General features: G+C 67.7%; 15 protein-coding genes. 5 read left to right on the top strand and 10 right to left on the bottom strand.

What is annotated here, in order from left to right:
* Positions 1–13: 13 nt before the first annotated feature.
* Genes ACW173_RS18745 through ACW173_RS18765 form a run of 5 tightly spaced genes read right to left on the bottom strand, consistent with a single transcriptional unit; the run spans position 14 to position 3,697 of the window.
* Complete coding sequence (locus ACW173_RS18745; RefSeq protein WP_492081604.1) at positions 14–709, bottom strand: VIT1/CCC1 transporter family protein; 696 nt, start codon at positions 707–709, stop codon at positions 14–16.
* The gene (locus ACW173_RS18750; protein ID WP_492081605.1) at positions 633–2,129 is read right to left on the bottom strand and encodes a sensor histidine kinase; all 1,497 of its coding nucleotides are present in this window, start codon (positions 2,127–2,129) and stop codon (positions 633–635) included. Before ACW173_RS18750 ends, ACW173_RS18745 begins: the two co-directional genes overlap by 77 nt.
* Positions 2,122–2,817 carry a response regulator gene (locus ACW173_RS18755; RefSeq protein ID WP_492081606.1) on the bottom strand — a complete coding sequence of 232 codons (696 nt, stop codon included), beginning with the start codon at positions 2,815–2,817 and terminating at the stop codon, positions 2,122–2,124. Before ACW173_RS18755 ends, ACW173_RS18750 begins: the two co-directional genes overlap by 8 nt.
* On the bottom strand, positions 2,798–3,412 hold the full coding sequence (locus ACW173_RS18760) for a cytochrome b/b6 domain-containing protein (RefSeq protein ID WP_492081607.1): 615 nt from the start codon (positions 3,410–3,412) through the stop codon (positions 2,798–2,800). Before ACW173_RS18760 ends, ACW173_RS18755 begins: the two co-directional genes overlap by 20 nt.
* 6 nt (positions 3,413–3,418) lie before the next feature.
* A complete protein-coding gene (locus ACW173_RS18765) occupies positions 3,419–3,697 on the bottom strand; it encodes a PepSY domain-containing protein (protein WP_492081608.1) in 279 nt (92 codons plus the stop codon).
* Between the two features lie 173 nt (positions 3,698–3,870).
* On the opposite strand from ACW173_RS18765, the gene ACW173_RS18770 reads away from it, so the two are divergent.
* The 4 genes from ACW173_RS18770 (at position 3,871) to ACW173_RS18785 (ending at position 6,980) form a co-directional block, all read left to right on the top strand.
* On the top strand, positions 3,871–4,338 hold the full coding sequence (locus ACW173_RS18770) for a ferritin family protein (RefSeq protein WP_492081609.1): 468 nt from the start codon (positions 3,871–3,873) through the stop codon (positions 4,336–4,338).
* Positions 4,339–4,623: 285 nt separating this feature from the next.
* Positions 4,624–5,094, top strand: coding sequence for a cytochrome b/b6 domain-containing protein (locus ACW173_RS18775; protein ID WP_492081610.1), 471 nt, complete (start codon positions 4,624–4,626; stop codon positions 5,092–5,094).
* Between the two features lie 378 nt (positions 5,095–5,472).
* The gene (locus ACW173_RS18780; RefSeq protein ID WP_492081611.1) at positions 5,473–6,279 is read left to right on the top strand and encodes a MipA/OmpV family protein; all 807 of its coding nucleotides are present in this window, start codon (positions 5,473–5,475) and stop codon (positions 6,277–6,279) included.
* A 5-nt stretch (positions 6,280–6,284) separates the two neighbouring features.
* Entirely contained in the window at positions 6,285–6,980 is a 696-nt protein-coding gene (locus ACW173_RS18785) for a response regulator transcription factor (protein WP_492081612.1), read from the top strand.
* Here the strand turns inward: ACW173_RS18785 and ACW173_RS18790 are convergent.
* From ACW173_RS18790 to ACW173_RS18810, 5 genes are all read right to left on the bottom strand, one after another.
* On the bottom strand, positions 6,932–7,981 hold the full coding sequence (locus ACW173_RS18790; RefSeq protein WP_492081613.1) for a sensor histidine kinase: 1,050 nt from the start codon (positions 7,979–7,981) through the stop codon (positions 6,932–6,934). The genes ACW173_RS18785 and ACW173_RS18790 overlap by 49 nt on opposite strands.
* A 98-nt stretch (positions 7,982–8,079) precedes the next feature.
* Positions 8,080–8,592 carry an ABC transporter substrate-binding protein gene (locus tag ACW173_RS18795; protein WP_492081614.1) on the bottom strand — a complete coding sequence of 171 codons (513 nt, stop codon included), beginning with the start codon at positions 8,590–8,592 and terminating at the stop codon, positions 8,080–8,082.
* Positions 8,592–9,377 (bottom strand): MlaA family lipoprotein, encoded by a 786-nt coding sequence (locus ACW173_RS18800; RefSeq protein WP_492081615.1) that lies wholly within the window; start codon positions 9,375–9,377, stop codon positions 8,592–8,594. The genes ACW173_RS18795 and ACW173_RS18800 overlap by 1 nt, the downstream gene beginning before the upstream one ends.
* A gap of 249 nt (positions 9,378–9,626) precedes the next feature.
* Positions 9,627–11,150 (bottom strand): autotransporter domain-containing protein, encoded by a 1,524-nt coding sequence (locus ACW173_RS18805; protein ID WP_492081616.1) that lies wholly within the window; start codon positions 11,148–11,150, stop codon positions 9,627–9,629.
* 280 nt (positions 11,151–11,430) lie between these two features.
* Complete coding sequence (locus ACW173_RS18810; RefSeq protein WP_492081617.1) at positions 11,431–11,829, bottom strand: COG4315 family predicted lipoprotein; 399 nt, start codon at positions 11,827–11,829, stop codon at positions 11,431–11,433.
* Between the two features lie 188 nt (positions 11,830–12,017).
* Here ACW173_RS18810 and ACW173_RS18815 point away from each other — a divergent pair, with 188 nt between their 5' ends.
* The gene (locus ACW173_RS18815; RefSeq protein ID WP_492081618.1) at positions 12,018–12,458 is read left to right on the top strand and encodes a DUF305 domain-containing protein; all 441 of its coding nucleotides are present in this window, start codon (positions 12,018–12,020) and stop codon (positions 12,456–12,458) included.
* The last annotated feature ends 1 nt before the right edge of the window (position 12,459 follow it).

Consider the following 12,459-nt stretch of genomic DNA (forward strand, 5'->3'; position numbering starts at 1 on the left):
ATCCCCCCCGGCGCTAGACGACCGCGCCGAACAGCCGGCCGATCCCCGCCGTGAGCGCCATCGCCGCGGCGCCCCAGAACGTCACTCGCACCACCGATCGCCAGACGCCAGCGCCGCCAGCCCCCGCACCAACGGCTCCGAGCACGGCCAGGCACGACAACGCGGCCAGCGCGACGCCTATGGTCAGCCAGGCGGCAGGAACCAGGAGCACGATCGCCAGGGGCAAGGCCGCTCCCACCGTGAAGGTCGCCGCCGAGGTCAGGGCGGCCTGGATCGGGCGGGCCGTCGTGTGGGCGGAAATGCCCAGCTCGTCGCGGGCATGGGCGCCGATCGCGTCCTTGGCCATCAACTGCTCGGCGACCTGCCGCGCGACGTCCGGCGTGACGCCTCGGGCCACATAGAGCCCAGCCAGTTCGTCCATCTCGGCGGCCGGGTCGGCGGCCAGTTCCGCGCGCTCCCGGGCCAGGTCGGCCTTTTCGGTATCGGACTGGGACGAGACCGAGACATATTCGCCGGCCGCCATCGACATCGCGCCCGCCACCAAGCCTGCCGCGCCGGCCAGCAGAATAGCGCCCTTGTCGGGATTGGCGGCGGCGACGCCGACAATCAGGCTGGCGGTCGAGACGATGCCGTCATTGGCGCCCAGAACCGCGGCGCGCAGCCAGCCGATCCGGGCCACCAGATGTCGTTCGCTGTGCAGGCGGCTCATGGGGAAGGTCCTTCAAAGGGGTACGATCGCGAGGCCACCGGGCCAGGGTCGCGCCTGGGTCAGCGGCGGTAAAAATACAGGTGAAGAGCGCGCCGCCACCGTCGGCGTTTCGGGCGGTCACGACGCCGCCGTGGGCCTCGACAAGACTGCGAACGATGCCAAGGCCCAGCCCCGCCCCGCCCTCGGCGGCGCGGGACTTGCGCCAGAAGCGGTCGAAGATCCTGTCGATATCCTCATTCGCAAGGCCGGGGCCATGATCGCGCACCGACAGACGCGCCCCGGGACCGACAGCGACCTCGATAGGCCCTTCAGGATTGGCATGACGGATCGCGTTCTCGATCAGGTTCCGCAGGGCTCTGGCCAAGGCGTCGGGATGGCCACGCAGCCGAGCGCTCCCAAGATCGATCAGGCGAACATCGTGGCCGGCCGCGAACGCGTGGGGCGCGATCTGTCCAACGACCCGCGCCGCCAGGGCGGCCAGGTCGATGTCCTGCGCGTCGGTCAGTTCCAGGGCGTCGGCCTGGGCCAAGTCGAGCATCTGGTTGACCAGGCGAGTCATCGATTCCACCTCCTGGGCCAGGCGGGCCTTGCCCGCGCTATCGGGCAGCCCTTCGATCCTCAGTCGCAGAACCGAGAGCGGGGTGCGCAGTTCGTGGGCCGCGTCGGCGGTGAAGCCCTTGAGCAGCCCCATGGCCTGTTGCAATCGATCCAGCGCCCGATTGACCGCGCCGACCAGGGCGGCGACCTCGCGCGAGGCGTCTGGTTCGGACAGGCGGGCGTCCATGCGGTCGGGAACCAGGGCGTCCACCTGGCGAGCCGCCAACGACAGCGGCTTGAGCAGACGGCCGACGACCTGAACATTGAAAAGCAGCAGGAGCAGCGTCAGCGGAATGAGCGGCAGGGCGACATGCTCGACAAGTTCCTGGCCAATCACCGGCCAGTAGAGCCGATTTCCACGAGCCTGCGCGGTGATCGCGATCCAGCGGGGACCGATCTTGTTCTCAAACCGCTGAACCCCAAAAATTCGCGTGCCCTGGGAGTTGGTCTCGCGCTGGGTCCAGTCCAGCATGCCCGCCGGCGGCGCCTTGGAGGAGTCGGCCAGATCCCCGACCTTGCCCACCAGGCGTTGCCTGGCGTCAAACACCTCGACCCGCCAGGCGCTCACCCCGGCGGGCTTAGCCAACTCGGCCAAGGCGGTCGAAGCCTCCTGCGAATTGGGCGCGCTGGCCAGCAGGTGATTTGCGCGCTCCGCCTGCTGAGCGATGAAGTCCTGGGCCAGCGCCTGCTGGTCATTGGCGTACATCGGCACGACGATCGCCACATCGAGCAGGGCGAAGACCAGGGCCAGCAGGGCCAGCCGCAAGGCGATCTGTGTGAACAGACTTTGTCGGCGCGGCGCGCCGGGTGTGGCCTCAGCCATGCGCGGAAGCCGCGTGCGTTGACGCCAGCAGGACGTAGCCGACACCGTGGGCGGTTCGCAGAATGACGTCGGCCCCGGCGCTGGCGAGGCGCTTGCGCAGGCGCGAGACGGCCACCTCGAGGGCGTTGGGCGTCACTTCCGCATCCATGGCGTAGAGCTGGTCTTCCAGGCTGGCCTTGGGGACGACCTGACCCGCACGCCGCAACAGGTGCTCCAGCAAAGCCAGCTCTCGAGGGGTGATGGCGACGCTGACGCCCGCGACCTGAAGGCTCCGGCTGGCGGTGTCCAATGCGACATTGCCCGCGCTCAGGACGACGCCCAGGCAGGCGCCGGGCCGTCGCAGGAGGGCTCGGCAACGCGCCGCCAGCTCGGCGATGTCGAACGGCTTGACCAGATAGTCGTCGGCCCCGACATCGAGCCCGGCGATCTTCTCGCCCAGGCCGCCACGCGCGGTCAGGATCAGGATCGGAACGACATCACGATCACGGCGCAGGCGCCTGACGAGATCCAGGCCATCACCGTCCGGCAGGCCCAGGTCCAGCAGGATCAGGTCATAGGTCGCCAGTCCCCGCGCCTCCAGGCCCTCTTCCAGCGTCTCGCGCCAGTCGATGACGAAGCCCTCGCGCTCGAGCCCTTCGACGATCAACTCGCCCAGGCGCGCATTGTCCTCAATCAGCAGCAGGCGCATGGCAGACGTCGCTTCCCTTCGGCGCGCGCTTGAAACCGGTGATCATCGCCAGGACCAGGTTCTCGCGGTGACGCCAGCTTTCGACAAGCGCCGCCAGAACGTGGACGATCGCCATGATCAAGATCACATTGGCCGCGCCTTCGTGCAGGGTTTCAAGCCACCGCTCGCCCCAGAACGCGTCCAGCCCCATCATCCAGCCCGTGACGCCGCACGTCATGACAAGGCCCATCAAGGCCAGCATCATCACCGCGCCCGCCGGGTTGTGCCCGACATAGCGTGGCTCCCGGCCTCGCGACAGGGCGACCAGATAGGCCAATAGGCGCCGCGGACCGGGCGCGAAATCGGCGAAGCGAGCATGGCGCGTGCCGATGAAACCCCAGACCAGGCGGATCACGACGGCGGCCAGCACGACATAGCCGACATAACGGTGGACCGTCTTGACCTCCCGCAGGACGGTCAGGTTGGCGATGCAGCCGAGAGCCAGTGTCCAATGGAAGAGGCGCACGAGCGGATCCCACACCTTGACGCGCGCCGGGGGCGGCGGCGCCGAGGCGTTGGAGATCGGAACGGCGTCGCCCGAGGTTTGAGGCGACATCGGCGTCTAGTCCTCGTTGTCCTCGACGATCGCGCCGGAGACCGGGTTGAAATAGACCTCGGCCTTCTTGCCGGCCTTGTTCGTCCCATAGATCTCGTAGCAGCTGCCGCTGACCTGGAAGGTCTTGATCTTGGTGTAGCCCAGGGCTGCGATCTTGGCCTTCATCTGGGCCTCGGTCAGCCATTTGGCCTTGGGCTCAGTCGTGCACTTGGGGCCAGCGACGGCGGCGGCGGCGATGGACAGGGTGGCGGCGGCGACGGTCGCCGAGATCAAGAATTTGCGCATAGGCTTTCTCCGTTGAGATCCGGAGCGGGCGCTCCTTGATCGCCAGGCTGACCGCGGCGGCTGACGAAAACCTGACGGACGCCAATTTTTGCGATCACCTGTCCTGTCAGGTTTTCGTCAGGCCGCGGGCGGAGGTTGGCGGAGCGCGATCCGCGCGCCCTCGGAGACTTCCCATGACCCTGACCAAGCTTCTGGCCGCCGCTGCCCTTGCGGCCGCCGTCTCGACCGGTCCGGCCTTCGCCGCCGACACTCTGTCGCCCCAGACCCGCGAGAACCTGCAGGCCGCCATGCACGGCGAGGCGTTCGCCAACCTCAAGTACCGTCGCTACGCTGAGGTCGCCCGCGAAGGCGGCAATGAAGTCCTGGCCAAGCTGTTCGAGGACTCGGCCAATGTCGAAGCCAACGAGCATTTCGCGCGTGAGGCCGACGCCCTGAAACTGGACGGAACCAACGCCGCCAACCTGCTCGACGCCATGGCCGGCGAGAAATACGAAAACAAGACCATGTACATCGGCTTCGCCGACCAGGCGCAGAAGGCCGGCGACCTGAAGATCGCCGCCCTCTTTCGCCAGATCGCCGCCGACGAGGGCGACCACTATGCCCGCTACAAGGCCGCTCACGAGCAGTTGGCCGGCAAGTAACGCCAAGCGCCTCGGCCAGATTCGGCCGAGGCGGCCGCTTGGCGCGGAACGTCCCGCGCCCCGGCGAATTGACGTTATCTAGGCGGCCATTCCAGACGGCGATCTCACGCGAGATCGCCAAGCGGTCGGACCCGAAAGGGGTCTGATCACTGGCAGACCGTTGGCGGCGCCCGGACAGGATCCGGCCGCCGACGCATCGCTTTCCCGACAGCCTCAACGATCGCGCGCCGCCTGTGGTCATTGGCGCGATCGTACCGCGACCTCAACACCGAGAAAGGGCTGGCCATGCCGGTCATGACGCGCCTTCGGGCCTACCACGCCGTGCTCGCCATCCTGGTGCTGGCGGCCTATTTCAGCACCGAATGGGGGGCTGTTCACGCCTGGCTTGGCTATGGCGTCGCGGTTGTGATCCTGGTGCGCGTGATCATGGCGCTGACGGGCGCGCCCCAGTTGGGCCTCATGCGGTTCTACCCGCAGATCCATGGCTTAAAGCTCGACAACGCGTTCACCCATCCGGTGATCAGTCGGGTCCTGCTGCTCGGCATCGCGGTCTGCCTGATCGGGGTGACCGGGACGGGCATCGCGATGGATCGGGGGCGAGCCCTCAAGTCCGCCTCAAGTCCGCCTCAAGTCCCGCATCCGGACCGGTCGCGGCGCAAGTGGAAACGCGCGGCGAGCACGAGGGTGGCGAAGAGGATGAGGGGAGCGAGGAAAGTCCGCTCGGTGAAATCCACGAACTGTTCGGCAACGGCCTGATGCTTCTGGTCGCCGGTCACGTCACCTACCTGCTGCTCTTCAAGCGTCCCCTGGCCCGCTTCATGATCCTGGGCGTGTCCAAGTCTCCGCCCAAATGAATCTAGAAGGCTCGGCAGATCGCCAGCCGCGCCCCCGGTCGCAAAAGCGTTACTCCAAGTAGAGAACGGTGGATGCGCTTTTCCGTTCACGACGTGGGGCCGACTGGCGCCATGACCTGACCTTGGTTGGTGTCCAGGAAGCGGACCTTTGAAGTCGTCCTGACTGTTGCGTTAGGACGCGGCGGTCCGCCCCTACACGCCGCATCCGAAAGGTCCGCGCAAGCTTGGGCTTGCATAGGCCGCCCACCGCGCCAACGCGGTTTTCCCGGACCTGACGAAAATGCAAGCGTACCTCCCCCTTCTCTGTCTACTCGCCTCGGTCGTGGCTGGCGGCGGCGTCGCCCAGGCCCAAGTTGAAGACGGCGACCGCGACGGCCTGCGTCTGTCGCTCGGCGCGGCGGCGGTCTACCGACCCGAGTTCAAGGGCTCCAAGGACTTCGAGCTCAGCCCTCTGCCCTATGTCGGCCTGCGCTATGGCCAGGGCGACTATTACGTCGCCCTGGAGGGCGGCGCGCTCCGGGCCAATGTGCTGCCTGGAGGCTTCATGGAGTTCGGCCCAATGGCCTCCTATGAGCGCGGCCGGAACGACGATATCGAAAACCGCGTCGTGCGGCGCCTGGGCGAGATCGACGCGGCCGTCAACGCTGGCGTCTTCGCGCGTAAGCGCTTCGACGTCGCGGGCGGCGCCCTGGGAATCAGCGCCGAGGTCTTGACCGATACCGGCAAGGTCCACAAGGGGGTGTTCGCCACGGTCGGCCTCGACTACGATCGCGATCTCACCGACCGCTGGAGCGTGGGCGCCAACCTGTCGACCACCTGGGCCAACGAGAAGTATTCGCAGGCCTATTATGGCGTTTCGGCGGCGGGGGCGGTGGCCAGCGGCCTATCGCCTTACACCGCCAAGGCGGGGATCGAGAACGTCGAGGTCGGCGCCAGCCTGCGCTACCGGCTCAGCGATCGCTGGAGCGCCCTGACGCATGCCAGCTACAGCCGGCTCGTTGACAGCGCGGCCGACAGTTCCATAGTCAGCCGCGAAGGCTCAGCCGACCAGGGTCAGCTCGTCTTCGCCCTGCTTTATAGCTTCTGACGGCCATGCGCGCCCTGCTGATCGAGGACAATGTTCGGCTGGGCGAGGCGACCGCCAGGTCACTGGTCAAGGCCGGATTCACGGTCGATCTTTTCGAAACCGTCGACGATGGCTGGCACGCCTGGCGCAGCGTGACTTATGAGGTGGCTGTTCTCGACATCATGCTGGGCGACGAGAGCGGGCTGGACCTGCTGGCCAGGGCGCGGGCGACTGGCCTGCGCACGCCAGTTCTGATGCTGACCGCTCTTGGCAGCGTCGACCAGCGCGTGGTGGGTCTCGAGCGCGGCGCGGACGACTATCTCGTCAAGCCGTTCGCCGTCGAGGAACTGGTGGCGCGCCTGCGGGCGCTGGGACGTCGGCCGGCTCTCACCGCCGACGTCCTGCGCTATGGTGACCTGGAATACGACCAGGGCGCTCACGAGATCAGCGTCGGCGAGGCGCGCCTGCCATTATCGCGTGGTGAGAGCATCGTCCTGGAGCGTTTCCTGCGCCATCCCGACCGGGTCGTGACCAAGGCGCAGTTGGGCGACAGCCTGCACAGCCTGGACCAGGACTATACCGACAACTCGATCCAGGTGCATGTCCACCGGGTGCGCCGGAAGATGGCCGAACTCGGCGCCGACGTGACGATCCGCGCGCTCCGCGGACTGGGCTATATGGCGATCCGGCTGGACGGGGGGCGAGCCGGCGCGAGCGATTGATCGTCGCGTCGGCCCTGTGGCCGAAAATCCAGTTCGAAACACGCGCCGCGCGCTGAGGCGGCCAGTCTCACCTGACCATCGTGCCGTTCCATGATCTGGCGTACGATCGAGAGGCCCAGGCCCGCGCCTGGACCGCGCGGGTCGCCGCGACTGAATCGTTCGAACACGCGGTCTCTGATCGCCGCCGATACCCCGGGGCCGTCGTCGCTGATGCGGACCACGCCCGCCGTATCGATCGCCACCAGGATCTCCGCGCCCGCCGGCGTATGGCGCACGGCGTTCTCGATGAGGTTGCGCAGCGCCGTCTCCACGAGTCCCGAATGACCGTCGACCGTCATCGCCGCGATCGCGCTATCGAAGCCGATAATGCGACCGCTCGAAAGGATAAAGCCAGCCATGTCGCTGGCCACGTCACGCGACAGGGCGACAAGATCGAAGCGCGCGTTGGCGCCTGAGGCCCTGCCCTCCGCCTCCGCCAGCGCCAGAAGCTGAGCGATCAGCCGGCCCAGACGCTCGAACTCCTCGCTGGCCGCCCGGCGCTCGTCGGGCTCCAGCAGACTCTCGACCTGCGCCCGCAATGTCGCCAGCGGCGTGCGCAGTTCATGGGCGGCGTTGGCGGAGAAGTCCCGCTGCGCGCGCAGTCCGACTTCGAGGCGGTCGAGCGCCGCATTGAAGGCTCCGACCAGCGGCGCCACCTCGCGCGGCGCGGCCTCGACGGGAAGCCGGGCCTCGATGGTGGCCGGGGCGATGTCTCCCGCCAGGAGAGAAAGATGGCGTAGCGGTCGAAGGCCAATGTGCAAGGTCGCATAGACCCCGCCCATCATCAGGACCAAGAGCAGCACGATCTCGGGAACCGCATCGCTGAACTGCGACACGATCCAGGCGGGGCGCAGGCGCTCAAGAACCGGAACGTTTTGATCCTCAGGATCACGCCCGTGCACGGCCGCGAACACGATCGTCGTGCTCACGGCGAACAGCACCAGCGGGAACAGCATCCGCATGAGCGACGGCCTGCCCCGCCCCCATCTCAACGGCCTCCTGAGCGCGCCCATCATCGGCCTGTCCTTTGTCCGCGGCGTCGGCTCGCCAGTGTCGAGTACTACGCGCCGGTCAACCCGACGCCGCGATACTCCACGTCGATCAGCCGCCATCCGCCCGTCGACCGCAAGACCCGCCACGACATCTGGATCGGCCTGAACGCCCCTTCGTCGGCTATGGTGAAGGCGACGACCACTTCGTCCGGCCTTGGGCTGCTCGATGTCAGCAGCATCACGTCGTCGGCGGCCCTGGGCTGCAGCCGGCCATCATAAGCGCGATCGATCCACGAACTGAGCGCCGCCGCCAGCCGCTGTCGCCCGCGTCGGGGCGTCGCGTCGCACGCCTCCCGGATCGGGCCCGAGCCAAAGCCGCTATCCGTCAGGCGAGCGACGGCCGAGGCGAAGACCGTGACGCGCCCGGATGGCGTCAGACGGGCATCGCCGAGGATGCCGAGCAGGTCCCGCGCCGCGGTGATCACGAACGCCTCGGCGTCGGGTTGGCCGGTCACGACCACCCAGGGCGTGGGGGTCGCGCACTCCATCAGGACGCGCCACGGACTGTGGAGGTATGCCATCAGGGCTCGATCCTAGCCGCGTCGAAATCGGGCAGGACCTGGACGCCCCCCTTGGCCTGACGGACCATTTCGGCGCGGTTCTGCAGATAGGCCGACCTCATCATGGCGTAGGGATCGGCTGCGTCGTCGAGCGCGCGGAGAAAACCGTCAGCATTGGCGCGTCCGTCCAGCATCGTGGTGGTGGACCGGATCGGCCCGAACATCTTAGGCCCGCCGGCCGTTGCCATGGCGACGGGGTCGGTCATCATGTCGACCAATCGACCGGCCCCGTCACGGAGGGTGGTTGGCCCCATCAGCGGCAAGACGAGGTAGCGGCCCGAGTTCGCGCCATAGCGTCCCAGAGTCTGGCCGAAATCTCCCTCATGGCCTTGCAGGCCCAGCTTCGCTCCGACGTCGAAAAGACCGAGCCCACCGGCTGTCGTGTTGATCAAAAAGCGCGACGCCGTCACGCCGGCCGCACGCGGGCGTCCCTGGGCCAAGTCGTTGATGGCTGTGCGCGGCTCACCGAGATTGGCCACGAACGAGGACACGCGAGCGCGCGCCGCCCGAGGCGTGACCTTCATGTAGCCGCGCCCCATCGGCCCGATCAGAAAGCGGTCGAAGCCGCGATTGAATCTGAACGCTCCCCGGTTGAATTTCTCCCAGGGATCATTCCCGGCCGGGTCAGTCTCGGATGCCGACTCAGGAACAGACTGAGCCATAGCGGAGCGCGGCATGGCGCAGAGAAGGGCCAGGCAGATCCAGCCGATAGGTCGGTTCAGGCGCGGTGATGGTAGGAGGGGCATGAGATCGGGCTCCGGGAGGAATGCTCAGCCCTATGCGCGGTGCGGCTTGCACGAAGCTTTCGGCGGATGCCGCAAAGCATCGTGCAACTGCCGGGCGGTCCGCTGGCGCTTCACGTGTCAGTTGGACCAGGGGGGCGCCACAAGGGCGAGTGTCGCCCGAGGCCGACAATTGCTCGCGGCGATGATCTAACGGTTCGATTGTAGCCGGCCGCCGTCGGGGGCGCTCGGACCAAGCGCCCCGCCCTAACATCAGAAGGTCTTGCTGATCGACAGCAGGGCGGCCTGATCGACCAGGCCATCACCATCGAAGCGCGGCGCATAGGTCGCGCCAAACTGGAACCCGGTCTTGGTCACCGCCGTGAGGCCAAGATCGAAGGCGCCGTAGGTGACGCCGGTCTTGGGGCCGCGAACGGCGAACACCACGTCGGGCTGGGCGGTGAACGCCGCGTTGAAGATGTCGCGCTTGTCGCCAAGCTCCCGCACCGCGCGGGCCTTGCCATCCAGGACCAGCGCGCCCCAAGGACGATCGACCCCGTAGCGCGCCTCGACGCCCAGGCCCAGGCGGGTGCTGTTGCGCGTGCGGCCTTGCAGGGTCGAGCCGAACTCCTCGGGATTGGTCTCGGTGTAACCGTCGACCTTGACGCGGGTGGCCACCAGATCGGCGATAGGCCCGAAGGTGAAGGCTCCAGAGCCCAGGCGATAGCCGGCCGCGGCGGCGAAGGTATAGGCCTTGCCGTCGGGAGTGGCGGTGGCCGCCAAGGCGCTGTCGCCGATCGGCAGGATGCGGCGCGAGTCGTAGTCGATGCTGGTGTAGGCGGCGTAGCCGTCCAGATGGAACGGGCCCGAACGCCAGCCGGCATAGAGCGCGGGCGAATAGCTCTTGGTCTTCAACTTGCCGCCCAGCGACAGGTCGGTGTTGGTCCTGTCGGCCGAGAAGGCCGCCCCGACGACCAGGTCGGGGGTCAGGGCGTAGTCGACGCCGCCGCTGGCGATCGTCGTCGTCTGATCGCCCGCCAAAGAGTCGCCCAGGCCGTGATCGCCGAACCGGGCCCCGGCCGTCAGGAAGCCACTGAACCGCGCCTCGTCCTCACGCCGCCCCGCCAGCCGCGACTGGATCTGGTCGAAACGAACCGAAGCGCCGTCGATGACCACCTCGGTCTGAACCGAGGCTTCCTCCGGGGTCGGGAAATCGAGCACTAGGCGCGCGTCGGCGTTGTCGGGCGCGAAATCGGAGATGGTTTCGTTGCCGACCAGACCGCTGCGCGGCCAGAGGTTGGCCAGGAACTGGGCGGTCTTCAGGCCCTGGGGCGTGAGCAGCGAGGCCGGCATCACGACGCTAAGCTTGTTGCCCGAGACGGTCACCGCGCCGGCCGGCAGCACCGTGGCCGCGCCGGTGACGAGATCGCGAACGGTGGTCACGCCCTTGGGGTCGACGATGATCACCGAGTCGAAGAGGACGTTCGAGGCGATGGCCCCGAAGCGCGCCGTGCCCTTGCCGCGATTGAAGCCCCAGACATAGACGCCGCCAGCCGTCTGGCCGATCGCGCCGTTGGTCGTGGCGTCGAGACGGAAAGTCGTTCCGTTATAGGTCGCCTGCATGGCGACGACGTCGAGATCGGCCCCCTTGGGGCCGGTATAGCTGGGAATGAAGTCGCCGACCGCGTCGGCCACCGCCTGGGCTTGGGCGGCGGAGGCGAGCGCCAGACCGGCGCCGAACAGGCCGGCGATCAGGGCCAGGCGGCGAGCCTGGGCCGGCTTCGAGAGGTGAGGCATGGGGAAGACCCTTTTCTGAACTGTGGACATGGACCGGCGTCCGCCCGCGAGGCGTCGCGGGCGTCCGTCGGTCGGAGGGAAGGGAGCGGCTCACCGAGGCGAGCCTCAGGCGCTCAGGACGGAGCGGCGATCGCTCCGCGGCCTGAGGTCCAGAGACGCGCCGCCGTCCTGGACGGCGGCGGCCGGGGTGTCGAAATCATGGATGTCATGCGCCTTGCCCCGTGGACCTCCTGGATGGACGCCGATGCGCGGGCTTTATTCCCGGACCGCCGCGAATTTTTTAGGGCCTGGCGACGGCGAGATGCCAGCTGTTGGCCAGGAAGCCGTCGCCGCTGATGTCGCCGGGCTTCTGGTCCTTGATCCAGCGATAGAGGGGGCGTCCCTTGAACGCCCATTGCAGGGACCCGTCCTCGCGCGTCACCAAACCGTAGTCGCCGTCGGCCATGGCGTCGGCCTTGGCCAGCAGCGGCGGCCAGTTCTGGGCGCAGGCCCCGGCGCAGTTGGAGCGGCCAGCAGCGTCCTTGTCGAACACATAGAGGCTCATGCCGGCCGGGTCGGCCAGGGCGGCGCCCTTGGCGGTCTCGACAACCTGGATCGGGGCTAGATCGTGGGCCAGGGCGGGGCTGGCGACCAGCAGCGACAGGGCGGCGAAAGCGATGGATGGTTGGAATCTTTGCATGGGATGTCTCCAAAGGTCACGACGACCCTTGAGCAGACGCCGCCGCGACCGCTTTATTCCCGTCCGGCGGCGCCATGATCTCGGGGCGGAGGGCCCGAAAATGATTTCAGGCCGGATGGAATAAACGCGCTGGGCCGGCGTCTCATGTTCAACCGTCGCGCCATCGCACGCCGAACTGGAGAACGCCCTTGCCTCCCGTCCCAAGCCCTACGAAGCGAATCTGGACCCCCATCCTCGTCGCGGCCAGCCTGGGCTGCGCCGCGCCGCTCGCGGCGAGCACGCCGGCCGACGGCTTCAAGGCCGAGAACGACGTGGCCATGGACAAGATGATGGCCGCCATGGCCATCAAGCCGACCGGCGACGTCGACCGCGACTTCGTCGAGATGATGATCCCCCACCACCAGGGGGGCATCGACATGGCGATCGCCGAGCTGCGCTACGGCAAGAACGAACAGCTGCGCCGGGTGGCCCAGGAGATCATCGTCGAGCAGCAGCAGGAGATCGCCGCCATGCGCCTGGCGCTGGGCGATCCGTTGCCGCCGGCCTACGCCGCGCCGACCGCGCCGACCGCCCCACCTTCTTCGCCGTCCACGCCCCATCACCACGCCGCTCCGGCCCAGGATCACTGAG

The organism is Caulobacter sp. ALps2 (assembly GCF_058681635.1).

Bases quoted from the DNA above. Each gene is read 5' to 3' on its own strand.
- ACW173_RS18745 (WP_492081604.1), bottom strand. From the start codon at position 709: ATGAGCCGCCTGCACAGCGAACGACATCTGGTGGCCCGGATCGGCTGG.
- ACW173_RS18750 (WP_492081605.1), bottom strand. From the start codon at position 2,129: ATGGCTGAGGCCACACCCGGCGCGCCGCGCCGACAAAGTCTGTTCACA.
- ACW173_RS18755 (WP_492081606.1), bottom strand. From the start codon at position 2,817: ATGCGCCTGCTGCTGATTGAGGACAATGCGCGCCTGGGCGAGTTGATC.
- ACW173_RS18760 (WP_492081607.1), bottom strand. From the start codon at position 3,412: ATGTCGCCTCAAACCTCGGGCGACGCCGTTCCGATCTCCAACGCCTCG.
- ACW173_RS18765 (WP_492081608.1), bottom strand. From the start codon at position 3,697: ATGCGCAAATTCTTGATCTCGGCGACCGTCGCCGCCGCCACCCTGTCC.
- ACW173_RS18770 (WP_492081609.1), top strand. From the start codon at position 3,871: ATGACCCTGACCAAGCTTCTGGCCGCCGCTGCCCTTGCGGCCGCCGTC.
- ACW173_RS18775 (WP_492081610.1), top strand. From the start codon at position 4,624: ATGCCGGTCATGACGCGCCTTCGGGCCTACCACGCCGTGCTCGCCATC.
- ACW173_RS18780 (WP_492081611.1), top strand. From the start codon at position 5,473: ATGCAAGCGTACCTCCCCCTTCTCTGTCTACTCGCCTCGGTCGTGGCT.
- ACW173_RS18785 (WP_492081612.1), top strand. From the start codon at position 6,285: ATGCGCGCCCTGCTGATCGAGGACAATGTTCGGCTGGGCGAGGCGACC.
- ACW173_RS18790 (WP_492081613.1), bottom strand. From the start codon at position 7,981: ATGCGGATGCTGTTCCCGCTGGTGCTGTTCGCCGTGAGCACGACGATC.
- ACW173_RS18795 (WP_492081614.1), bottom strand. From the start codon at position 8,592: ATGGCATACCTCCACAGTCCGTGGCGCGTCCTGATGGAGTGCGCGACC.
- ACW173_RS18800 (WP_492081615.1), bottom strand. From the start codon at position 9,377: ATGCCCCTCCTACCATCACCGCGCCTGAACCGACCTATCGGCTGGATC.
- ACW173_RS18805 (WP_492081616.1), bottom strand. From the start codon at position 11,150: ATGCCTCACCTCTCGAAGCCGGCCCAGGCTCGCCGCCTGGCCCTGATC.
- ACW173_RS18810 (WP_492081617.1), bottom strand. From the start codon at position 11,829: ATGCAAAGATTCCAACCATCCATCGCTTTCGCCGCCCTGTCGCTGCTG.